The organism is Conexibacter sp. DBS9H8 (assembly GCF_023330685.1).
Classification (GTDB): domain Bacteria; phylum Actinomycetota; class Thermoleophilia; order Solirubrobacterales; family Solirubrobacteraceae; genus Palsa-465.
Window position 1 is genome coordinate 3,337,367 of the sequence record NZ_CP097128.1, and the last position, 18,843, is coordinate 3,356,209.

Sequence of the window (18,843 nt, forward strand, 5' to 3'; positions counted from 1 at the left end):
GAAACTCGCGCAACCGCCCGTGCTACCAGGCCGATCTGGCGCCGATCCGCCGCCGAGCAGCCCACGAGCATTCTCGCCATCAGCGCGGCCACCCGGCGGCCTTCGTTTCGGCGACCACGTGCCGAGCCTGTTTGTTAGCCCCTTGCTGCGGCGACCGAAGCCGTTCTCTACCTGCGAGATCTCGACCGATGGCCGCGTTCTACGGGAGCTGTCTCGCCCGGGGCTGCTCGCACCCTCGATGCGCACCCAGGTGCTCCTCGAATCGCGCCCGATCCTCTTCTGGGTTGAAGGTGCTGGCGCCACCGCGGAACACCTCCCTGAAGGACGGCAGCTGTAGCAGGAGGCGGGCCTTGCCCTCGGGGTCGGTCCAGTTGGCATAGTCGAACATGCTGACCCAGGAGGCGAGCGCGGCGAGCAGCTCCACCTGGACGTCGTCTTCCCACCAGCCGCTGCGGATGCCGAGGCGGTAGCGAGTGTCGAGGTGGCCGGCGGCTGCGTAGAGCTGCTGGAACCAGTCCCAGCGTTGTGCCGGGTCGAGGCCTCGCCAGCCGGCGATCGCCACGTCGGGACCTGGGAGCAGGTCGAGGTGCTCCGCTGCGATGCCGCGCTCGCTGATCGAGGTCACGCTGCCTCCGACTGCTGACCGGCCGCGAGGTCGCGTAGCCGGCGGTCATTGAAGTACAGCCGCAGCTTGAGGATCGTGGGTCGCAGGGCGCCGTAGACGAGCAGGCCGTGCTCGGGCTTGATCAGGCGCAGCTCGTCGGCCGGCGCGAGCGGGCGGCGGCGGATCGGCGCGTCGCGCTCGGAGCGGTCCTTGACCTCCTCATCGCCTACCAGGTCGGAGAAGTAGCGGAGCGTTTCGATGTCGGCGACGCCGGACATCAGCATGCGCGCGCGGTGGTTGTTGATCACGGTCAGCGCCTGCTGGCCGTAGCGCTCGCGGGCCTGGGCGATGTCGTGGAAGATCGAGATCAGCTGGATGTTGTGGCTGGCGGCTGTCGAGGCGATCTCCGCGAGGTTCGGGATCGGCACCGCGTTCCCGAGCTCGTCCAGGCAGACCAGGAGAGGACTCGCGAGCCGCCGCCCCGGAGAGTTGTTCGCGGTCTCGTAGGCGTGGTCCAGCAGGTCGGTGAGCAGCGCGATCAGCAACGGTCGGAGCAGCTTGGACCGGCGCGCGTCGGAGATCAGGTAGACGCTGTTGTCACCGGCGAGCAGCTGCTCGCCGGTGATCTCCGAGCCGCTCGCTGAGCGGACGACGGTCGGCGAGCGGTACGCGGACATCAGGACCTGGGCGGCGCCTTCGATCGCGCCGCGCGTCTCGCCGGCCAGCGCGGCGAACGCGAGGTGCGCGTCGAGTGCGTGGTGCGCATCGGCGCGCTCCGCCGCATCGCGAGCGTGGTCGACCAGCTCGTGCATGAGGCGGTCAAGGTCGCCGCCGCCGGCGCCGTACACCCAGCTGACCACGTCCTCCATCGTCCGTCCCGAGCGGCGGGCGACATAGAGCAGCGGCGCCATCCGCTGCTCCGCGGCCTTTGACCAGAAGCTGCCGCCCTTCACGCTGCTCATGTCCATGTCGCCTGCCGCCGCCATCCGTTGGGCGGTTTCGAGTGCTCCGTTCCAGGTTGCCGAGCTGGCGAGCGGGGACCAGGTGTGGGAGCGTCCGTGCCATAGGTCGAACGGGTCGTAGACGAGCACCTGGCCGCGGCCGGCGCGGGCGGCGAGCGTCGCGTCGAGCAGGTCGGGCTTGATCGAGACGACGATCGCCGGGCCGGGCCACTCGAGGATGTTGGGGATCGCGATGCCGGCCGACTTGCCTGACTGCGTCGGTCCGAACACGACAAGCGCGTGCCGATCCTCGGCCCGCAACAGGCGGCCGCCGCCACCCTGATAACCCAGCGACAGTCCGCGCGCGGCTGCGCCTGGCACGTGCTCGGACCTCGCGAGCTGCCTGCGACGGAGCCGATCGAGGTCCCCGCCGCTGGCCCAGCGCGCACCGGTGCTCTTGCCGTCACCGCCCCAGCCGCCGTGCCGGCGCCAGAGCCGCGCCGCAAGCCACACTCCAAACCCCATGGCTATCAGTACCGGCAGGAGCGCGGTGTAGAAGCCGACGGCGCCCGGAAGCTGCGAGCGGGCGGCACGTGGGAAGGCGAGCCGCGGATCGCCGAGATGCGCGGGCAGACGAACGATCGCGTGCTGTAGCGCGCTGGCGGTCAGGTGTGGCCAGCCGCCACCGAACAGGACGCCGGCGACCCCGGCCCATGCCCACACGGCCGCGCCGACCAGCATGGTGACCGCGGCAACGACCAGGACGGCTCGCTCGAAGCCGCCAAGCTCCCCCGTTCCACGGCTGCGCTGGTTCACGGTGATCGCTCGGCCGCGGCCTGCTCGGCGTATTCCAGCGCGCGCTCGGTCGTGTACGGGCCCGGCTGGGTGCCTGCCATCACCTCCAAGGCGTAGAGGCACATCGCCTTCACCGTCTGGTGGTCTGCGGTGGGCATCCCGTTCGGGATGATCGCCTGGTCGCCGACGACGACCGCGACGACCTGGTCGTTGTATTCGATCTGCTGGAACTCGGTCATGCTGCTCATCGTTCCCCCGCCGACGGCAGGATCAGGCGCGGATCCCGGGTTTGGTGCAGAACGGTCACCGTCTTGTCGCACGCGTGTGTCATCGCATCAGGCGGTAGCCGATTCCACGAACGACCTCGAGGCGTGGCTCGGCGCCCGCCTCCTGGAGCTTGCGGTTGAGCCGATGTGCGGCGCTGTCGACGAGCCGAGGTGTGGCGCAGTCGGGATCGAATCCCCACACCTCGCGCGTGAGCTCGGCGCGGGTGAGTACCTCCGCCGGCTTGGCGCTGGCCGCTCTCAGCAGGTCGAACTCGCGGCGGGCGAGTTTGATCGGACGGTTGTTCGCCTCCACGGTGCGCGCCTTGTAGTCGATCGTGAGGTTCCCGATCCGCCGCACGGAGCGGCGCTGCTGCTCGGCGTCGAGGCGTCCGGCGAGGGCCTCGAGCCCAGCGGACACGAGCAGTGGCGAGCTCCGAGTCGGGATCGCGACGTCAGCGCCGGCGCGATACAGGCGGATCGCCGCGGTCTCGTCGACGGCGCTGACGGCGAGCACCGGCACACGAGGATCGGCGCCGGCGATCTCTCCGACGCGCAACTCACGCAGCAGCCGAAGCGTCTCCGCGACGCCGCCGACGTCGCACAGCACCACCGCGTCCGGCTTGTCGGCGAGCTTCATCCGGGCTTGCCGGTCGGCCTGTGCGGTGTGCACGTCGTAGCCGTCGAGCGTCAGCTGGTATGCGCGCTCCCGCAGCAGCCACTCCTCGGCCTCGATGATCAGAACGGTCTGCATGCCTGCTTCTTGGCCGTGGTCGCGGTGGGATGCTCGAGTGCAGATGAGCGCGTGGGATGAGCGGTCCGACCCTGTGCGGGCAGTCGCCGATGCACGCTCGCCGGCGGGGCCTGCGGCGAGCCCAGCAGCCGGGTGGCCGGGTTGCCTTCTCTGAGCCAATCGGAGAGGTCGTAGCCGTCATCGCGGGCTGGCGCCAGGTCATGGATCGCGGCGGCGATGCCGCGACGCTCGAGATCCCCGATGATCCTGGCGGCCGCCTGCCTGCCTGCCCGGTCGCAATCCATCGCGACCACCACGGTGCGGCCGTCCAGCTGGCACGCCCACTCGGGCCGCCACGCGTTGGCGCCGGGCACGGCGATCGCCGGCAGCCCGGCCGAGCAGGCGGCGAGCAGGTCGCTGGGACCCTCGACAAGCAGCACGCGGCGTTCGCGCGTCCAGGCAGGCAGCGGCATCAGCCCCAGACGGCTTGCGCGGGCAGCGATGACCTTCGGCTGCTGCGAGCCGTCGACCCGCAGTCGCAGGAGCCCCTGTAGTTCCGCACGCCGATGTCCAGACCGGCCGGCCTCCCCGGCACACCAGATCGGCACGGTGATCCGCTCTCCGTCGAACCCGACCTCGAGGTCGACCAGGGCGCGGCGACTCCACCCCCGCTCGCGCTCGAGCCGTCGGATCAGCGCCGAGGACCGCTGCAGCCGCTCGGCCCACGCCTGTACGTGGTCGGCTGCGATCGCGAGCGCGGGAGTCGGTGCCGGATGTCGCGCCAGCGGGCGCGACGGCGCCCGTCGGGCCGGCCGCGCCGAGAGCCCGGGAGGCCGTCGGTCCGCCAACCCGAAGGCGACCAGCAGGTCCATCGCCGCGCGTGGTGTCCGATGCCGTGCGACCGCCGCGTCGTACGCACCCCCGCCGGCGCCGCAGCTGTGGCAGTTGAACGCCCCCGAGTCCAGGCTCACCGAGCAGGACGGGTTGTGGTCCTGACGGCTGTGGGCGTCGGGGTCGACGAAGCACCGGACCGGCGCCTCGGTCTGTGCCCAGCCGGGCAGCTCGATCCCGAGCGCCGCGTAGAACCCGCGCACGTCGCCGCCCGCCATCAGAGGTCCACCCCGACCGGCTCTTGGAGCAGCATCGAGTGCAGCCGGCCCGCGGCGCGGTCAACGTCGCTGCGCGAAGCGACCCGCGGAGCGCACGCCATCTCCTGAACGAACGTCTGGGTCTGCTGCGGCGTTCCCTGCAACACGTACGCGCCGGCCGGCAGCCCCACGAGCTCGGAGACCGCAGTCGCCGCGGCCTCAACGTCCGCGTGGCTGTCGATACCCGGCTCCGGCCACCACAGCGCCCACGCCCCGGACGGCCCGACCGCGACGATCACCGGGGCTGGCAGCCCCCGCACGCGCCGGTCCCACAGCAGCCGCCAGTCAGGTCCGAGCAGTCGCAACTCGCGCTCCACCACGTGACGGCCGTGCGCCCAGGTGCGCCAGCGCGCCACCACTGGCTGCTCGGTCAAAGAGTCGTGCAGCCACCACGCGACGGGCCCGAGAGCCGCGGCGGCCGCCGCTTCGAGCACGCTTACGCCCAGCACTGCGAGCGCAACCCCCACGACCGCTACGAGCCCGACCACGCCAGGAAGCCGCCGCTGCGCCCGCGCCTTCGCGAGGCGACGGGCCTCGCGGCGGACTCGCGAAAACTCGCTCGCCGGCCAGGTGGGCGGCGAGCCCAGCTCGACCACAGATCCCGTGCGTCTGCCCGTCACCCAACCCGCCTCGACTCTGAGCTTGGCCGTCAGGGTCATCGCCTTACCGCCATCGCGGCGTCGGTGTTGACCAGCGGCATCTCGATCGACGACACCGCTGTTTGCACGATCTGCCGGTGTGCCCCGACCTTCCACAGCGCCTGCCCGGCCTGGAGGTGCCCGATCCGGTCGCGTTCAGTGTCCGACAGCGACAGGATCCGCGCCGCCTCCTCCAGCTCGTCGCCGTCGAGCCGGAAGATCACGAAGGTCTGGCAGTCCTGAACCAGGCCCTTGGCGAGCTTCTCGACCCGCGAACCGTCGTCCCCGGCGGCGCTGAGGTCGCTGAAGCGGTGCATCACCATGATGTTCTGCTGCCCCTCGGCCCGGGAGATCTTGTATTGGCTGGTCAGCCACTCGCCGATCCCGGGCACGGAGAACACGCGCCACGCCTCGTCGAGGACGAGGATCGTCTTCGGCGGCGGATCCCCGGCCTGCTCGGCGGCCCGCAGCCGGCGGGCGCGCGCGGCCTGCATCAGTGCGGTGCCGCAGCTCATCAGGATCCCGACGCTCTCCGAGTGATAGGTCGCCGAAAGGTCGAGCACGACCAGCTGCGCGTCGAAGTCGATCCCAGGGCTGGTCGGTCCGTCGAACATGCCGGCGAGATCGCCCTCGCACAACTGCCGCAGTGCCATCGCGACGTCCCTGGCCTCGGCCGCGAACGCCTCCGGTGTCGTGACCACGGCGTCGGCCATCTCCTCACTGGGGCTGAACAGGGCGCCGACGACCTGCGGGATCGTCGGCTCCTGCCCGTCACGTGCGACGTAGTCGAGCGCGACGCCGAGCAGCCCGGGCTCGCGCTCGGACAAGGGGCGGGGCAGCACCGCGCGGGCGACCGCCCGCAGCAGCCGGTGGCGATCCTCCGGGTCGACCAGCGGGTTGAGCCTGACTCCTGACCCCGGTGCCAGGCGGATCACACTGCCGCCGACCTGCCGGGCGAGCCGTGAGTACTCGCCGCCCGGCGGATGCTCGCCCCGCAGCGGCTTGACGTCGACGACGCACACGCTGCGCCCGAGCCCGAGCTGACGGTTCACATAGCACTTGATCAGCGTGCTCTTGCGCTTGCCGAGCAGTCCGAGCACGGTCATGTTCGGATCGCTTACGCCGGTCAAGTCCTGTTGCGCGTAGAGCTCGAACGGGTCGTACACGAACAGGCCGCCGCCGGAGAGCACATCGCCGATCGGCACGCCCCGGGTCAACAGTGGCGAGGTCGAGTCGAACAGCCCGAGCGCGCAGGTGTGCGCGGTCGTCGCACGCATCCCGGGATAGCCGTCCGGCGCAAGCACGCGCTGCAGCAGTCCCGCCGGCCCAGCGGGGCCGGCGGGCGTGGGCTCGCCTTGAACCGGCGTTGAGAGCAGGCTTCTCATCGCAGCCCCCGGCACAGCGGAAGGCACCAGGTGAATGCGCGCTCCTGCTCGCCGTAGAGGCGGGTGGGGAGCATGAAGGACCGGGTGCAGGCCGACTCGATCTGCCGGACCGCATGCTCGAGCTGGTCCTCGTCGCCAGCGGGTACCGACGCGCAGATGTAGGCCTCCCACCGCCACGAGCTCAGGCCGGCGGCGATCTCGCGCTCCTCCCGGTCGCCCTGCTCCGCCCGGGCACGATGCTCGGAGGTTTCGATCTGGCGCATCTTCGCCCGGGTCTGCGCCGCCGCCTCGTCTGAGACGCGGCGCCGCTCCGCCTCGCGCATCGCCCGCCCGGTCGGGATCGGCTCCAGCACGATCGCGATCGTGTGCACCGGCAGATCCGGCCGCAGCGTCAGCGGCTGCATGAACCCGGCGGTCACCGGCACCTTCGGCCACTCCTGGATGTGCCAGACGACGTGGTCGGCGGAGTCGGCCCGGTAGCGGTCGCGGAAGTCGACGGTCGACCCCGGCCATGCATGCGCCGGCTCGAGGCCCGCCTGGGCGGGGGCGAGCAGATCGCGCCGGTCTCTGAGCAGCCGCCCGAACGGGTCGAAGCTGTCCTTGATCATCCGCGCAAGCGCCCTGGGGGTCAGCGCCCCGTCAACCGACTTGATCGTGATCTCCGCGGCCTCCAGGTGCCGGGCGACCTGGTCCAGCTGGTCGACCGCCTGCGCGCCCGCGTACTCGCGCTGCTCGACCTCGCTCAGCCGCCGCCGCGCCGACCGCGACAGCCCTGCTGCCGGCAGCTGCATGGCGACGAACACCTCGTGCTCACGCGCAAGCTCCTGGCCGTTGTCGATCACCTCGAACATCGCGCGGACCGAGGCACTGTCCATCCGCCCGCCGGACTGCTCCTTCAGGTACGCGGCCAGCTCGTTGCTGCTGCGCGGCACCGTGCGCTTGATCAGCATCAGCCGCTGCACCGGTGAGCCGTCGCCGGCCAGCTCGTTCTGCAGCGCGCCGAACGACGCCAGCCGCCGCTCCTGGTCGGCGTCTGAGAGCAGCCCGAACGACCGCAACCGCACGCGCAGCACCGCGCACAGCGTCCGCTGCCGGCGGTCGAACACCAGTCCCACCTCACCGCCAGGCCGCCGCGCTGAGATCACCTCGACGCCCTGAAGCGGCGCCGGCAGCGCGAGCGGGTATTGCAGCTCGCCAGCGCGTCCGACTCTCACACCGGTGCCAACCGCCGGTGAGCTCCAGCGCGTCCCGCCAAGGACCGCACGGGTGAGGTAGGTGAGGTGTACCGGGGCCCACTGCGCCATCGTGCGGTTCGCGACCGGCCAGAACCCCGCGACGACGCCGGCCACCGCGATCGCCCCTGCCAGGATCAGCGCCAGCACAGAATGGCTGCTGGCCAGCAGCCCGATCGCCGCGATCGCGCCAGCCCCGACCGTTCCCGCTTGGATGGCGGTGATGTACCCGAACAGCCCGCGTGTTGAGCGCGGACCGAGCCGATAGGTCTGTCGCTGCTGCTCACTCGTCGCCACTGCCCACCTCCTCTGCATCGGGACTGATCCGGGACGCCGCCGCAGCAGCAGGTGGCTGCGCCGGCGGCGGGGCCGACGCGGGCGGCGGGGACTGAGCTGGCGGCACGACCGGCGCCACCTGGCGCACCTCGTTGACCTGCGCCGTGTGCCAGCCGACGACCTGCGCCATCCGATCTGCGGCACCCAAAGGTGCGGGCAGCGGCGTCGCCGAGCGCGTGAACCCGTGCTCGGCCAGCACGAAGAGCCCATAGAACAACCCCGGCGCCAGCGCCACCACGAAGAGTCCGCCGATCCCCACCGCCAAGCCCGTCAGCCCGCCGTGCAGGATCTCACCGGCGATCACCGCCAACGTCAGCACCAGCACGAACTTCGACAGGATCACGGCCGCCAGCAATCGGCCCAGTCGCTCGCCCGCGTGGCGCAGCCGCGGCCAGATCCGAGCCGCCAGGATCAGCGGCAGGAACAGGACCGCCGCGTAGATCGCCATCTCCCGCAGCAGCAGTTCCGCCGCCACCGCCACCGCGGCGATCACCCCGAAGATGGCGAACATTGCGGCCGGGAACGCCGCCAGCTTTGCGATCATCCCGAGCTTCACCAGCACACCACCGTGCGCTGCCGCCATCGCCGAAGCCTTCGCGACTGCGCCCAACGCGAGGAACAGCGCAGCCGCGATATGCAACACGTGCGTCGCTTCCTGCAAGTTCGGACCGGCGATGTCGCCACTGGCCGCATCGACGATCTTCAACGCCGCCATCACCAGCGCCGTTGCCGCGAACGTCATCACCGCCGCGAAGGGCACCGCGCGCAGCGCGCCTGCAACCAGCGCCCCATCGCCGGCCACCGCCCCTTCCAGCAGCGCTATCAACAACGCGAACGCCGCCACCCCCGCGGCGAAGATCGCGACCCGCTGGTAGAGGTCGTGGTACCACGGCGCGCTCAGGTCCGCGCTCGTTCCCTTCGAGATGGTGTGGGCGATCGTTTCGGAGAAGAACGCCGCACCGGCGGCGATGGCTGATGTGCGCAAGTACGACTGCGGCGAGTCGGCCGGCACCGCAGCTTGCCCCGTCGTCGAACCGGGCGGCCCCGACCCCGAGCCCGACCCCGAGCTGCCGCTGCTCGAAAGGGCGCTGCCCGCCCCGCTCCCGATCTTGTTCGCCAGCCAGCTGCACGGCTTCGCGACCCAGCCGTCGGTGAACGTCTTACATGCGAACGAGCCGCCGACGCTCACCACCTTGCCCACGACGGTGCCGGCGACGCTGACTGTTCCCTTTCCGAGATTGACGGCAACCGTTGAGCCATTGGAGACGAACCAGCCGATGCCGTTCCCGATCGAGCAGGCGACGCCGATCACCGGGATGCCGCAGAGATCTGCCTGAGCGGACGCCGGGCGCGGGATCAGCGTCACGCAGAAGACGGCGGCCGTGAGCATGGCTGCCACGCCGAGCCGCTGCACGCTATGGGGCACCGGGGAATCTCCTGAAGTCGCTCAGCAGCGCGCCAAACGACCGGCTCGCCTGACCGGTCGTGCCGTTTGCCGGAGGTGTGGCGTCAGCGACGGCCGTCTGCATCCGCCCGTTCGCGCGCCACTCCGTTCCATCCCACTTGGCGCGCACATCAGTGAGCGACCAGTCGCTGATCACTCCCAGCGGGTTCCCTGCCGCGATCGCGAAGTGCCAGGTCTCGATCAGCGCCGCGTTCGCTGAGTACTGCTTGATCCGATACAGCAGATCGCCGCTGTAGTTCAGCTCGCCGTGCCCGCTGTGGGGCGGCCCGCTGGCCGCCCCATTCAGCGCCAAGGCGACCGCGGCCAGCGCCCCCGCCCGCGTGTCCTGATGGATGCTCGCCGGCGGCTGCTCGACGGTCCTGGTCACCGTCCTAGTGCCAGGCGTGTGAACCAGCCACCCGATCAGCCCGGCGACCACCGCGATCACGAGCGCACCCGCGGCCAGGCCGCCGCGGCGCGACACGCCACTGTGCGCAGGGCGGTTCGGGATCGGGCCGCGGCCAGACATCAGATCAACAGCCCGAGGCCCCAGAACCAGTTGATGATTGCCGTGGCGCCGGCGATCAACGCCGCTCCCGCTGCGGCCCAGCCCATCATGCTCCGGCCGCGGGTGGCGACTCCGTAGTTGCCGCCGTGACCACCGACGGCACTCATCGCGCCGCCGAACACGAAGCCGATCGCGGCGAGTATCAGCCCTGTGGCGACGAGCGTGTCGAGCAGATCCTGGAGAGGCTTGTCGATCGGCCCGATCTTCGGGGTGGCGTTGACGCTGAACGCGAACGCGAGAATGTGATGCATCTCCTACCTCCTGTGGTGGCGGGTTCGGTGATGGGTGCGGCGCCCGCGAAGCTCCGCGTGCAAGCGCGAGAGCTCCGCTGCTCGCCGGGAACTCAGTCTCCGCAAGCGCGTGATCTCCGCTTCCTGCCGGTTACTCAATCCCTGCAGTCGCTGGAGCTCTCCCTGTACGACGACCAGTTGGCGACGCGTAGCTACCAGTGCAGACGGGGCGCGATGGCGCCGCGGCGGCGCGGCCGAAGAGCCGGCTACAGCTGCCAGTGCTAGTGCTGCGACGGCCAGCAGCACGCTTGTGGCTCCGAGCAGGCGGCGATGCTCGGACAGCCAGCGGGCGATCATCGGCACCACCCCTCGGCCAGGCTCGCCGCGAGGCGTTTGATGTCCACCCGCGTGCGCACGCCGAGCTGGTTGATGTCGAGCGCCGCCTGGTCGATCTGGCTGGCGAGCGCGTCGTCACGATGCACGCGCAGCACCCGGCGTGAGTCGAGGATCCCGTCGGCCATCGCAAGCGCCTCCCGAACGTTCCGTGACGGTCGGTTGGGGACGACGTTCAGCGCGACCTGAAGCGGTAGAGCCGGGTAGCTCTCCCGCAGGAACTGAAGGATGTGCCGCAGCTGGTAGTCGACGGTCGCCATCGTCGGGGTGGTCACGACCAGCGCCTCGTCCACTGCCGCGTAGGCCCAGCGGCACGTTTCGTGTTTGATCCCGGCGCCGGGCGGCAGATCGAGCAGCACGACTTGGAAGAACCGTCGGACGGTCGCCAGCGCGCCGTCGAGCACCTCGGGCGTGACCGCGTCGATCTCACGCGGCTCCCGCGGCGCTCTGAGAAGCAGCGCCCCGGAGCCGAACGACATCAGGTGAGGCAGCAGATCGCCGACATCGTGGATCTCGTCACGCCGGCGGTACACGTCGAGGATCGAAGACTCGCGCTGCGCCTCCGCGGGCGCCGTGGCGACCGCCGTCCCCCACTCGAGGTCGAGATCCACGAGCAGCGTGTTCTGGCGCAGCCCACCCTGGAAGGCGTCTGCGAGCGAGCGGGCGATCGTCGTCTTGCCGATCCCGCCCTTGATCGAGGAGACCGCCAGCACCACGCTGCGTGACATCCCCCGCACGCGCAGCCTCGCAAGCTGTGCGTCGCAGTCCCGTTCCTCCGCCACCAGCTTGTCGGTCAGCAGCGCCCGCGCCCGGTGCCGAAGCGCCGGCCGGTTGCCGGACGGCGTTCTGGTCGGTGGGGAGTCCTGCGGAGGAGGCACAGCCAAAGCCGCAGGCGCACTTTGAGGCCGAGCTGACAGCAGCCGGCCCGGGCCGTTGGCGTCGTCCCGCACCTGCGCATCCGGCGAACCGGTGTCCGTGCCGCCGTAGTCGCCCGCCGATGGAACGCCGAGCGGCGTCAGCTCGACCCACTCCTCATCCTCCGCCGCATAGATGGAGTCAGCGGTGATCACCGCTTCCCCCGATGCAGCCGGGTCGTCTAGGTTCTCTGGGTCTTTGGTGCTCACCAACCCTCCTAACCTATTTCAGCGACAGATGAACTCACGGGACCGTAGCTCGAAGCCTGGACGGAACAAAGAAACCCCCACCAGCCGGGGGCAAACGCGCCCGGCGGCGCCCGACACCCCCGAGCTCGCCGAGCGCCGCGCACAGGCCCCTGCGGCACAGGCGCTGATCAAAGCGACCCGCCGGCTGCTCGCCGAGGGCGGGCCCGAATGGGCGACCGACAAGCGCATCCACGACACCGCCACCCGCCCGGGGGGTCGCAAGGGCTTCCCGCTCGGCACGATCCGCTACTACTTCGGCGGCCGCGAGCGCCTCCTGATCTACGTCGCCCGCTACGAGCAGCGCGACCTGTTGGACCGCGTGCGCCGGGCACTACTCGCGGTGAAAGCCGCAGACGAGCTTCCCGCAACCCTGGCCAAGCTGGCCGAAGATCACGACCACTTCCAGGTCAGCCTCGGGCTACTCACGGAGGCGCGCCAGATGCCGGAGCTCAAGGCAGACCAGGCCAGCGGATGGGTAGATTGGCTTGCCAAGCTCACCGAGATGATCCGAGAACTACAGGGGCGGGGCATCGTGCGCGCCGATCACGACCCATACGCGCTGGCCCTGCTCTGGAGTTCGATCACGGTCGGACTGGCCGCCCACCGCCTCGCGGACCCCGACACTGCCCTGCAGCCGGCGCTCGAGCTCGCGCAGCGCTACGCCGCCTCGCTCCCGTAAGCGCGCCGGCTGTCGCCCGGCGCCCGACCGGGACCTGCCTGGCGCCCCGGCGGGCAGCGTCGGTGGGCTTGTCAGCCAACATGTAAGCCAACTGGTAAGCCTGCGGGTGGGTGGGATGACGGACCTGCCAGCCGAGGCACTTAGCGCTCCGCCTTCCCGTCAGCCGACTTGCCAGGCAGCCAGCTGGGGTTTCAGCGAACGGCCGAGCGGGCAGCTTCTCGGCGGCGCCAGCCGCGATGTGTGCGGTCGCCCCGGTGGCGCGTCGACCCGGAGGACCGCCGAGGGGCCACACACGCAGGGGGGTTTCCGCCGACCAGCGTCCTAGCTTCTGTTGGCGATGAACTCTGCGCGCCGAAAACTGGTGCTGTACGGGCTCGCCGCGGTGCTGGTCGTGGCTGTGATCGTTGCTCTCGCGCCCCACGGTAGGGGCGGCGGGGGAAAGGGCACACAGGCGCCAACCGCGGCGGCGAGCCGTACCTCCGCTGCCACACGCTCGCCGGCTCCGGCTTCTGCGGCATCGAGCCTTGCCCCGTCGCACACGTCGCCACAGAGTCGCCGGCCGCCGCTTCAACCACCCCGCGCCGCGCCGTGGAAGGCCGCGGCGGTCTCCGCCGCCCGGCCGTTCGTGACGTGGTTCGATCGCTGGCTCGCCGGCGAGTCGACAGCGCGGCAGGCGCCTCACGTCACACGGCGCTACGCCGCCACGCTACGAGCGACGGTCAACAACGTGCCGCCCGGCGCCAGACGACAAGTCGCTGCGATCGTGAGCCTCATCCCCGCCGGGATGCCGCCAACCGCGGCGCACCCGCACGAGGCGTGGATCTACACCACCACACGCAGCAACGGAGCGCTGGTCCGCTTCACCGTCGAGGAACGACTGACGGCCGGCCACTGGCTCGTCTACAGCCTCTACCAGGGGTCCTGAATGGGCACTCGACGCCGGCGGTCGTTGCGCTGGGTGACGCTGATCTTTGGCACGCCGATCGGGGGGATCCTGCTGGTCGGCGCGGTCACCGGCGGCGCCGCGTCCTGTCTGGGCGGCACCGGGATCGCTGACACGCCGTCACAGGCCGCTCGCGCGCAGATTCCACGGCAGCTGCTTCCAATCTTCCAGCAGGTCGGTGCCAGGTACCACATCCCGTGGGAAGTGCTCGCCGGAATCGCCGCCAATGAATGCGACCTCGGCCGAAGTTCGGATCCGTCCTGCACTCTTCAGCCCGGCGCGACCGGACCGGGAGACGCCAACTCCGCTGGCGCGTCCGGTTTGATGCAGATCGGCATCGGCGGTGCCTCAGGCGACACCTACCAGCGCCTCCAGCCCTATCTCGCCAACCCGCAGCTCGGGCCGCACGACCCGACCACCGCCGTGCAGCTCGCGGCGCTGACGCTGCTCAAGCTGAAGGGCGCACCCCAGGACGCGCAGATCCCGGCATACCTTCCGTACGTCACCGCCTACAACGGCACCGGGGTGAGCGCGGCCGCGTACGGGCAACGGGTCATCGCCGATGCCGAGAGCTACCAGGGCAACGGCACCACAGCCATCGCTGCCGGCTGCCAAGCGGTGAGCGGAAGCTTCGCCAATCCGCTGGCTGGCGACACCCACGTCGTCGCCGAACGGATCGACATGGGCGTCGACTACGCCGATTCAGCCGCAGAGCCGATCACCGCTATCGGCTCCGGCACCGTCACCTACGCCGGCCCGCAAGGCGGCGGCTGGCAACCCAACTGCGTCAACTACACGCTCGACGCGCCACCCACCCCTACGGAGCGCTACGTCTACGTCTGCGAGGGCATGAAGCCGAGTGTCACCACCGGCCAGACGGTGCAGGCTGGCCAGACCATCGCCACCTTCATCCCCGGCGGCGGGATCGAAACCGGCTGGGCCGCCGCACCCGGCAACCCAGTCACGACCCGCGCCGCACAACTCAACCAGGAAGCCCAAGGCACCGGCGACGCCGGCAGCAACCGCACCTACTGCGGACAGGCGATGAGCAACCTCCTCCAGCAAGCCGGCGGACCCGCCGGGCTCGCAGAGGGCAAGCCAGTCGTCGGAACCGGGTGCTGAGCCGCGCTACCCGCCTCGCGCTGCCTCGCCCGATCACCCAGCGGAAGCGACGTTCTAACCGCTGGTGGTGAGGGCGGTGGCCTCGGCGAGGTATGGCGTTGGATCCTCGTCGTGCTCGCGCAGGGACCAGAGGTAGTTGTCGATCGCGCGCACGATCGCCCAAGAGCGGACTCGGTCTCGTGGGACGTCGAGCTCGCTCGCGACGGCGGTGACCATCCGTTCGGCGTTGCGCGCCGACGGGTCGTCGCCGATCAGCCAGTCGACGAGGTAGCCGGCGTCGAATGCGGGGTCGCCGACCAGCGGCTTGGGGTCGATCAGCAGCCACGGCTCGCGCTGGGATGCGAGCACGTTGCCGAGGTGCGCGTCGCTGTTGACCAGATAGGCCGGCCCCGAGCCGGATGACAGCTCGCGTGCCGCGGCTGCGGCGTTGGTGAGCAGCGCCCGTGTGGCCGGGTCGGTTGTCTGCTCGAGCTGCGCGTCGAACTCGCGGGCCCATGCTCGTGCTTTGTCGGTGACCAGCGTGAACGGGTGGGGTGCGGGCACGGGACGGCGCAGACGCCGCAGCACCGCGCAGCCGATCACGATCGCATCCCGGCGATCGGGATGATCTTCGAGCGGCGTTCCGGGCTGTGCTTGCTCGAGCAGCATCGCGCCTGACCGATCGTCGAACGCGAGCAGACGGACGGCCCCGTCGCCGTCGTAGCGCCTCAGCGCCTCGGCTTCGTGGCGGTTCTCCTCGTCGAGGAACGGGACCTTGAGCACTGCCGCGGAGCGGTCGGGCAGCCTCACGGGGGCCGCGAGCGCGTGAGAGCCGCCCGGATATGGCGGACCGAGACGGTCGAGCTTCCACTCCTCGCGGACTCTGGCAACGACGCTCTCTAGGTCTGCGATCCACGCTGCCCCGGCTTCGGAGCGCACAAGGTTGTCCCGTACGACCTGATCGAGAGCCACCACACCCAGCGAGTGTAGGCGCGGGTGGACGCGGGAATCGGTTGGACAGCAGCGGTCAGATGCGACGCCCAGAACCGTCTGCTCGGGGCGCGCTCACGTTCGCTCACCCGCCGGCAGCCAGCCGGCGACCCGAAGGACCTCGGCCGCGATCTCACGGACCGAGGTCCCCGACGCGTCGACGAGGAAATCCTCGCAGCGCCATCGATCCATGCGGGGCGCCAGCCAGCGCGCGGCGCTCAATTCCCCGTCCGGGTAGGGCTCTCGACGGGCGATGCGAGCTTCGATCAGCTCGAGCGGAGCCCGGAGACGCACGATCGTGAGTCTCGCGCCCGGGACCGCCTGGCTCAGCGGCCGCAGTTGCTCGCGCTGCTCGACGAGCTTCTCCACAATCAGCCGGTCGATCCCCAGGGCCGAGTAGTTGGACCACAGCGACGCCAGGTTGCGCCACATGATCTGCTCGTTGAAAGGATCACCCAGCCCCGCATCAGTGCACCGGGCGATCTCCTGCAGCACAACGGTGGCGTGCCGCACGCCAGCGTCGCCAAGCATCACCTCGGCCTCGTTCAGTACCGCGCTCTTGCCGACCCCAACCGGGCCCGTCACAACCAGCACAACGGCCATCGGTCTGAGCATGCCACCTGTGCGTCGCCGGCGACCGGACCGGCCAGACGGGCGCGCGGACTTCCCGGCTCACTTGTCTGGCATGGCGATAGCGATAGCATCCGTGGCGCGCGGCCCGGGCCGCGTCCCGTCCGCAGGAAGGGCCGAGCCCACCCTGGTGCAGTTGCCGTGAGTTCGCATCCTTCTTTCCGCCCAGCGTCAGCGGACCGCGGGCACCCCGGAAAGGAGGCTGCCGTGAACGCATCGCTGCCCGCCGCTCCCAGTCTGGAGCAGTTGCGAAAGCAGGCCAAGGATCTGTTGCGCGCCGCTCGCGCGGGCGCGCAGGCTGCGCGTGCGCGGATCGACGCGCACCACCCAGGCCCGCAGGATCCGTTGAAGCTGTCCGATGCCCAGCTGGTGATCGCACGCGAGTACGGGTTCGCGAGCTGGCCCCTGCTGCGCGCCTACGTCGCGCGGGTCGAACGTAACGGGCCGGCGACGGAGCATGCCTATCACGACGACCTCGGCTACTACGAAGGGCGCGCGAACGGGCTGCTCGCCTCGGCTGCGGACGGGACCGACACTGCGATCGCGGCGTTCGAGCGCTGGGGAATGAGCCTGAGCGAGGCGGGTGCGCGCGCTGTGATCGCACGCCAGCATGGGTTCCCGGGCTGGCGTGCATTGCGTGATCACGTCCGGTTGCTGCGCGACAGCGGAGAGCCGTTCGCGCGAGCCTACCAACAGGTCGAGCGCCACGACGTCGATGGCCTGCGCGACACGCTCGATCGCTTCCCCCATCTCGTCGATGCTCGCGGCACCAACGGCAACGACCTGTTGGGGATGGCCACGGCCACCTGCGACGAGCGCCTGGTCGCGTTGCTGCTCAAGCGCGGCGCGGACCCGGCACACGCGAACGCGCACGGCTGGACGGCGCTGCATCAAGCTGCCTACCGTGGGCTGCCGCTGCTCGCACGCGTGCTCCTCCACGCCGGTGCCCCGGTCGAGGTCTCGGCCCGCGGGGATGGCGGGACGCCGCTGGTCATCGCGCTGTTCTGGGGCCACCGCGACACCGCCGAGCTGCTCGCAGACGAGCAGCTGGTCCCGCTCAACCTCCGCACGGCCGCCGGGCTGGGCCGCCTCGACCTGATCGAGCGGCTCATCGCACCCGACGGGCAGCTCGCGCCCGAGGCACGCGAGCACCGCGCCTTCTACCGGCCGCACAGCGGCTTCCCGGCATGGCGACCCTCCGACGACCCGCAGGAGACTCTCGACGAAGGGCTCCTCTGGGCCGTGATCAACGGACGCGCCGACGCTCTCAACGCGCTGATCTCGCGCGGCGCGCGGATCGACGCGCAGAGCTACCCGTCCAGCGCGCTGTTCGCTGCTGCCGGCCGCGGTGACATCGCGATCATCTCCCTGCTGCTGGAGCACGGCGCCGGCCCGAACCGCCGCGAGACGATCCACAACATCGGCGCGACGCCGCTGCACGAGGCCGCGTGCCACGGTCGAACCGATGCGCTCCGAATGCTGCTCGAGGCCGGCGCGGACCCGACCGTACGAGACGACCGGTTCGACTCAACACCAGCCGGCTGGGCCCAACACTTCGGACAAGACGCCGCGCGCGAGATGCTCGAACGCCACTGAAACCCCGGGGCCTCGCTCCCGCGCCCACGAACGCGCTCACCCGCGTCGCGCCGCACGCGATCACTCAGATCACGACGAGTCGCGGCCGGGCCGGGCGCCTCGCCGCCCCGGTCGACCCAATCGTCGTGCACCCGACCGCAGTCGCGTCCCTCGCCGCGCCGGTCATGACCCGCAGCCAACGGGGGGTCACGGCTAGCGCAGGCTGAGGCGGACAGTCGTCCAGCGCCCGTCCCGGACCGTGAAATGCGACGTACGCCCATCCAGGCGGACGAGATACTCGCCGCCAGCAAGCCGATAGCGCATCCGACCCTCGGCGTCGGTCACGAGAGACACGTCCTCAGAGCCATCGCCCCCAGAAATCGAGACGTCCGCGAACCGAACGCGGCGATCGTCACGCCCAACACCTTCGAGTACAAGCTTCAAACCTCCAGCGATGCGCACATCGGCAACCTAGCGCTGCGCGCTCCGGGAGACAAGCCAGCCAGCGAGTCCGTTCGCATGCCCGCGAACCGCAACGACCCAGGCCTGCTGGCGAACGCTCTCGCAGCGTTGCGATAGCAAGCCGTGGAGCGCCCAGACTGGGGCAGCGGTCGTGCGGAGGGGCGCGGACGGACGCTCGGACTTGGGCGAATCCAGCAGCCACTAAGCAGCGACCTGAATCGCGCAGTGCCTAGGCCACTACCGCGCCCACCGCGGTCGCGCAGATGCGGGTGGCGGTTCCGGATCTGGCGAGGAGGAGGGCCGCTCCGATCTCAGCCGGGAATCGTCTCGCCGCATGAAAGCGGGCATGTGGATCGGTCGCGACGCGCGCGGCCGCTCGTACACGCCGCCGAACGAAAGCGGGTGCTTCGGAGCGTCGCAACGACGACCAACTCGTCGATGATGCCGGCGGTCTCGCGGATGGCGAAAACCAGGGACCCCCGCCGCCTGACGAACGTCGCCGGCGGACCTCAGATGAGCGCAAACCGCGTCTCACGCCGCGTCGCCTGATCTCGCGTGGGAGGGGGACCAGGCACGATCTCTCGCGGGCT

The 18,843-nt window shown here is 70.5% G+C and carries 19 protein-coding genes; 4 read left to right on the forward strand and 15 right to left on the reverse strand.

Annotated features, from left to right (window positions below; all coding sequences use genetic code 11):
• Positions 1 to 199: 199 nt before the first annotated feature.
• The 12 genes from M3M55_RS16015 to M3M55_RS16070 form a co-directional block, all read right to left on the reverse strand.
• Positions 200 to 625 carry a hypothetical protein gene (locus M3M55_RS16015; protein WP_249010505.1) on the reverse strand — a complete coding sequence of 142 codons (426 nt, stop codon included), beginning with the start codon at positions 623 to 625 and terminating at the stop codon, positions 200 to 202.
• Entirely contained in the window at positions 622 to 2,361 is a 1,740-nt protein-coding gene (locus M3M55_RS16020) for a type IV secretory system conjugative DNA transfer family protein (protein WP_249010506.1), read from the reverse strand. Before M3M55_RS16020 ends, M3M55_RS16015 begins: the two co-directional genes overlap by 4 nt.
• A complete protein-coding gene (locus M3M55_RS16025) occupies positions 2,358 to 2,579 on the reverse strand; it encodes a hypothetical protein (RefSeq protein ID WP_249010507.1) in 222 nt (73 codons plus the stop codon). Before M3M55_RS16025 ends, M3M55_RS16020 begins: the two co-directional genes overlap by 4 nt.
• A gap of 88 nt (positions 2,580 to 2,667) precedes the next feature.
• On the reverse strand, positions 2,668 to 3,357 hold the full coding sequence (locus tag M3M55_RS16030) for a response regulator transcription factor (protein WP_249010508.1): 690 nt from the start codon (positions 3,355 to 3,357) through the stop codon (positions 2,668 to 2,670).
• Entirely contained in the window at positions 3,342 to 4,445 is a 1,104-nt protein-coding gene (locus tag M3M55_RS16035; protein ID WP_249010509.1) for a toprim domain-containing protein, read from the reverse strand. The genes M3M55_RS16030 and M3M55_RS16035 overlap by 16 nt, the downstream gene beginning before the upstream one ends.
• Positions 4,445 to 5,143, reverse strand: a complete 699-nt coding sequence (locus M3M55_RS16040) for a hypothetical protein (RefSeq protein WP_249010510.1) — start codon at positions 5,141 to 5,143, stop codon at positions 4,445 to 4,447. The genes M3M55_RS16035 and M3M55_RS16040 overlap by 1 nt, the downstream gene beginning before the upstream one ends.
• Positions 5,140 to 6,507, reverse strand: a complete 1,368-nt coding sequence (locus M3M55_RS16045; RefSeq protein WP_249010511.1) for a hypothetical protein — start codon at positions 6,505 to 6,507, stop codon at positions 5,140 to 5,142. Before M3M55_RS16045 ends, M3M55_RS16040 begins: the two co-directional genes overlap by 4 nt.
• Positions 6,504 to 8,036 (reverse strand): SCO6880 family protein, encoded by a 1,533-nt coding sequence (locus M3M55_RS16050; RefSeq protein ID WP_249010512.1) that lies wholly within the window; start codon positions 8,034 to 8,036, stop codon positions 6,504 to 6,506. The genes M3M55_RS16045 and M3M55_RS16050 overlap by 4 nt, the downstream gene beginning before the upstream one ends.
• Positions 8,023 to 9,501: a hypothetical protein gene (locus M3M55_RS16055; protein WP_249010513.1), complete on the reverse strand. Its 1,479-nt coding sequence runs from the start codon at positions 9,499 to 9,501 to the stop codon at positions 8,023 to 8,025. Before M3M55_RS16055 ends, M3M55_RS16050 begins: the two co-directional genes overlap by 14 nt.
• On the reverse strand, positions 9,491 to 10,048 hold the full coding sequence (locus M3M55_RS16060; protein WP_249010514.1) for a hypothetical protein: 558 nt from the start codon (positions 10,046 to 10,048) through the stop codon (positions 9,491 to 9,493). Before M3M55_RS16060 ends, M3M55_RS16055 begins: the two co-directional genes overlap by 11 nt.
• Complete coding sequence (locus M3M55_RS16065) at positions 10,048 to 10,338, reverse strand: hypothetical protein (protein ID WP_249010515.1); 291 nt, start codon at positions 10,336 to 10,338, stop codon at positions 10,048 to 10,050. Before M3M55_RS16065 ends, M3M55_RS16060 begins: the two co-directional genes overlap by 1 nt.
• 332 nt (positions 10,339 to 10,670) lie before the next feature.
• A complete protein-coding gene (locus tag M3M55_RS16070; protein ID WP_249010516.1) occupies positions 10,671 to 11,834 on the reverse strand; it encodes an AAA family ATPase in 1,164 nt (387 codons plus the stop codon).
• A 28-nt stretch (positions 11,835 to 11,862) separates the two neighbouring features.
• On the opposite strand from M3M55_RS16070, the gene M3M55_RS16075 reads away from it, so the two are divergent.
• The 3 genes from M3M55_RS16075 to M3M55_RS16085 all read left to right on the forward strand — a co-directional run bounded on the left by M3M55_RS16075 (position 11,863) and on the right by M3M55_RS16085 (position 14,617).
• Positions 11,863 to 12,552: a TetR/AcrR family transcriptional regulator gene (locus M3M55_RS16075; protein WP_249010517.1), complete on the forward strand. Its 690-nt coding sequence runs from the start codon at positions 11,863 to 11,865 to the stop codon at positions 12,550 to 12,552.
• A 763-nt stretch (positions 12,553 to 13,315) separates the two neighbouring features.
• Positions 13,316 to 13,477, forward strand: a complete 162-nt coding sequence (locus M3M55_RS16080; RefSeq protein ID WP_249010518.1) for a hypothetical protein — start codon at positions 13,316 to 13,318, stop codon at positions 13,475 to 13,477.
• A gap of 33 nt (positions 13,478 to 13,510) precedes the next feature.
• On the forward strand, positions 13,511 to 14,617 hold the full coding sequence (locus tag M3M55_RS16085) for a M23 family metallopeptidase (protein WP_249010519.1): 1,107 nt from the start codon (positions 13,511 to 13,513) through the stop codon (positions 14,615 to 14,617).
• Between the two features lie 54 nt (positions 14,618 to 14,671).
• On the opposite strand, the gene M3M55_RS16090 is transcribed toward M3M55_RS16085, so the two are convergent.
• Positions 14,672 to 15,571 (reverse strand): aminoglycoside phosphotransferase family protein, encoded by a 900-nt coding sequence (locus M3M55_RS16090; protein WP_371878710.1) that lies wholly within the window; start codon positions 15,569 to 15,571, stop codon positions 14,672 to 14,674.
• A 90-nt stretch (positions 15,572 to 15,661) separates the two neighbouring features.
• Positions 15,662 to 16,189 (reverse strand): hypothetical protein, encoded by a 528-nt coding sequence (locus M3M55_RS16095; RefSeq protein WP_249010521.1) that lies wholly within the window; start codon positions 16,187 to 16,189, stop codon positions 15,662 to 15,664.
• Between the two features lie 234 nt (positions 16,190 to 16,423).
• On the opposite strand from M3M55_RS16095, the gene M3M55_RS16100 reads away from it, so the two are divergent.
• Positions 16,424 to 17,812 carry an ankyrin repeat domain-containing protein gene (locus M3M55_RS16100; RefSeq protein ID WP_249010522.1) on the forward strand — a complete coding sequence of 463 codons (1,389 nt, stop codon included), beginning with the start codon at positions 16,424 to 16,426 and terminating at the stop codon, positions 17,810 to 17,812.
• 192 nt (positions 17,813 to 18,004) lie between these two features.
• Here the strand turns inward: M3M55_RS16100 and M3M55_RS16105 are convergent, their stop codons facing one another.
• Positions 18,005 to 18,145 (reverse strand): hypothetical protein, encoded by a 141-nt coding sequence (locus M3M55_RS16105; protein ID WP_249010523.1) that lies wholly within the window; start codon positions 18,143 to 18,145, stop codon positions 18,005 to 18,007.
• Positions 18,146 to 18,843: the final 698 nt, after the last annotated feature.

Coding starts and splice junctions, on each gene's coding strand:
- M3M55_RS16025 (WP_249010507.1), bottom strand. CDS start 2,579: ATGACCGAGTTCCAGCAGATCGAATACAACGACCAGGTCGTCGCGGTC.
- M3M55_RS16030 (WP_249010508.1), bottom strand. CDS start 3,357: ATGCAGACCGTTCTGATCATCGAGGCCGAGGAGTGGCTGCTGCGGGAG.
- M3M55_RS16035 (WP_249010509.1), bottom strand. CDS start 4,445: ATGGCGGGCGGCGACGTGCGCGGGTTCTACGCGGCGCTCGGGATCGAG.
- M3M55_RS16040 (WP_249010510.1), bottom strand. CDS start 5,143: ATGACCCTGACGGCCAAGCTCAGAGTCGAGGCGGGTTGGGTGACGGGC.
- M3M55_RS16045 (WP_249010511.1), bottom strand. CDS start 6,507: ATGAGAAGCCTGCTCTCAACGCCGGTTCAAGGCGAGCCCACGCCCGCC.
- M3M55_RS16060 (WP_249010514.1), bottom strand. CDS start 10,048: ATGTCTGGCCGCGGCCCGATCCCGAACCGCCCTGCGCACAGTGGCGTG.
- M3M55_RS16065 (WP_249010515.1), bottom strand. CDS start 10,338: ATGCATCACATTCTCGCGTTCGCGTTCAGCGTCAACGCCACCCCGAAG.
- M3M55_RS16075 (WP_249010517.1), top strand. CDS start 11,863: ATGAACTCACGGGACCGTAGCTCGAAGCCTGGACGGAACAAAGAAACC.
- M3M55_RS16095 (WP_249010521.1), bottom strand. CDS start 16,189: ATGGCCGTTGTGCTGGTTGTGACGGGCCCGGTTGGGGTCGGCAAGAGC.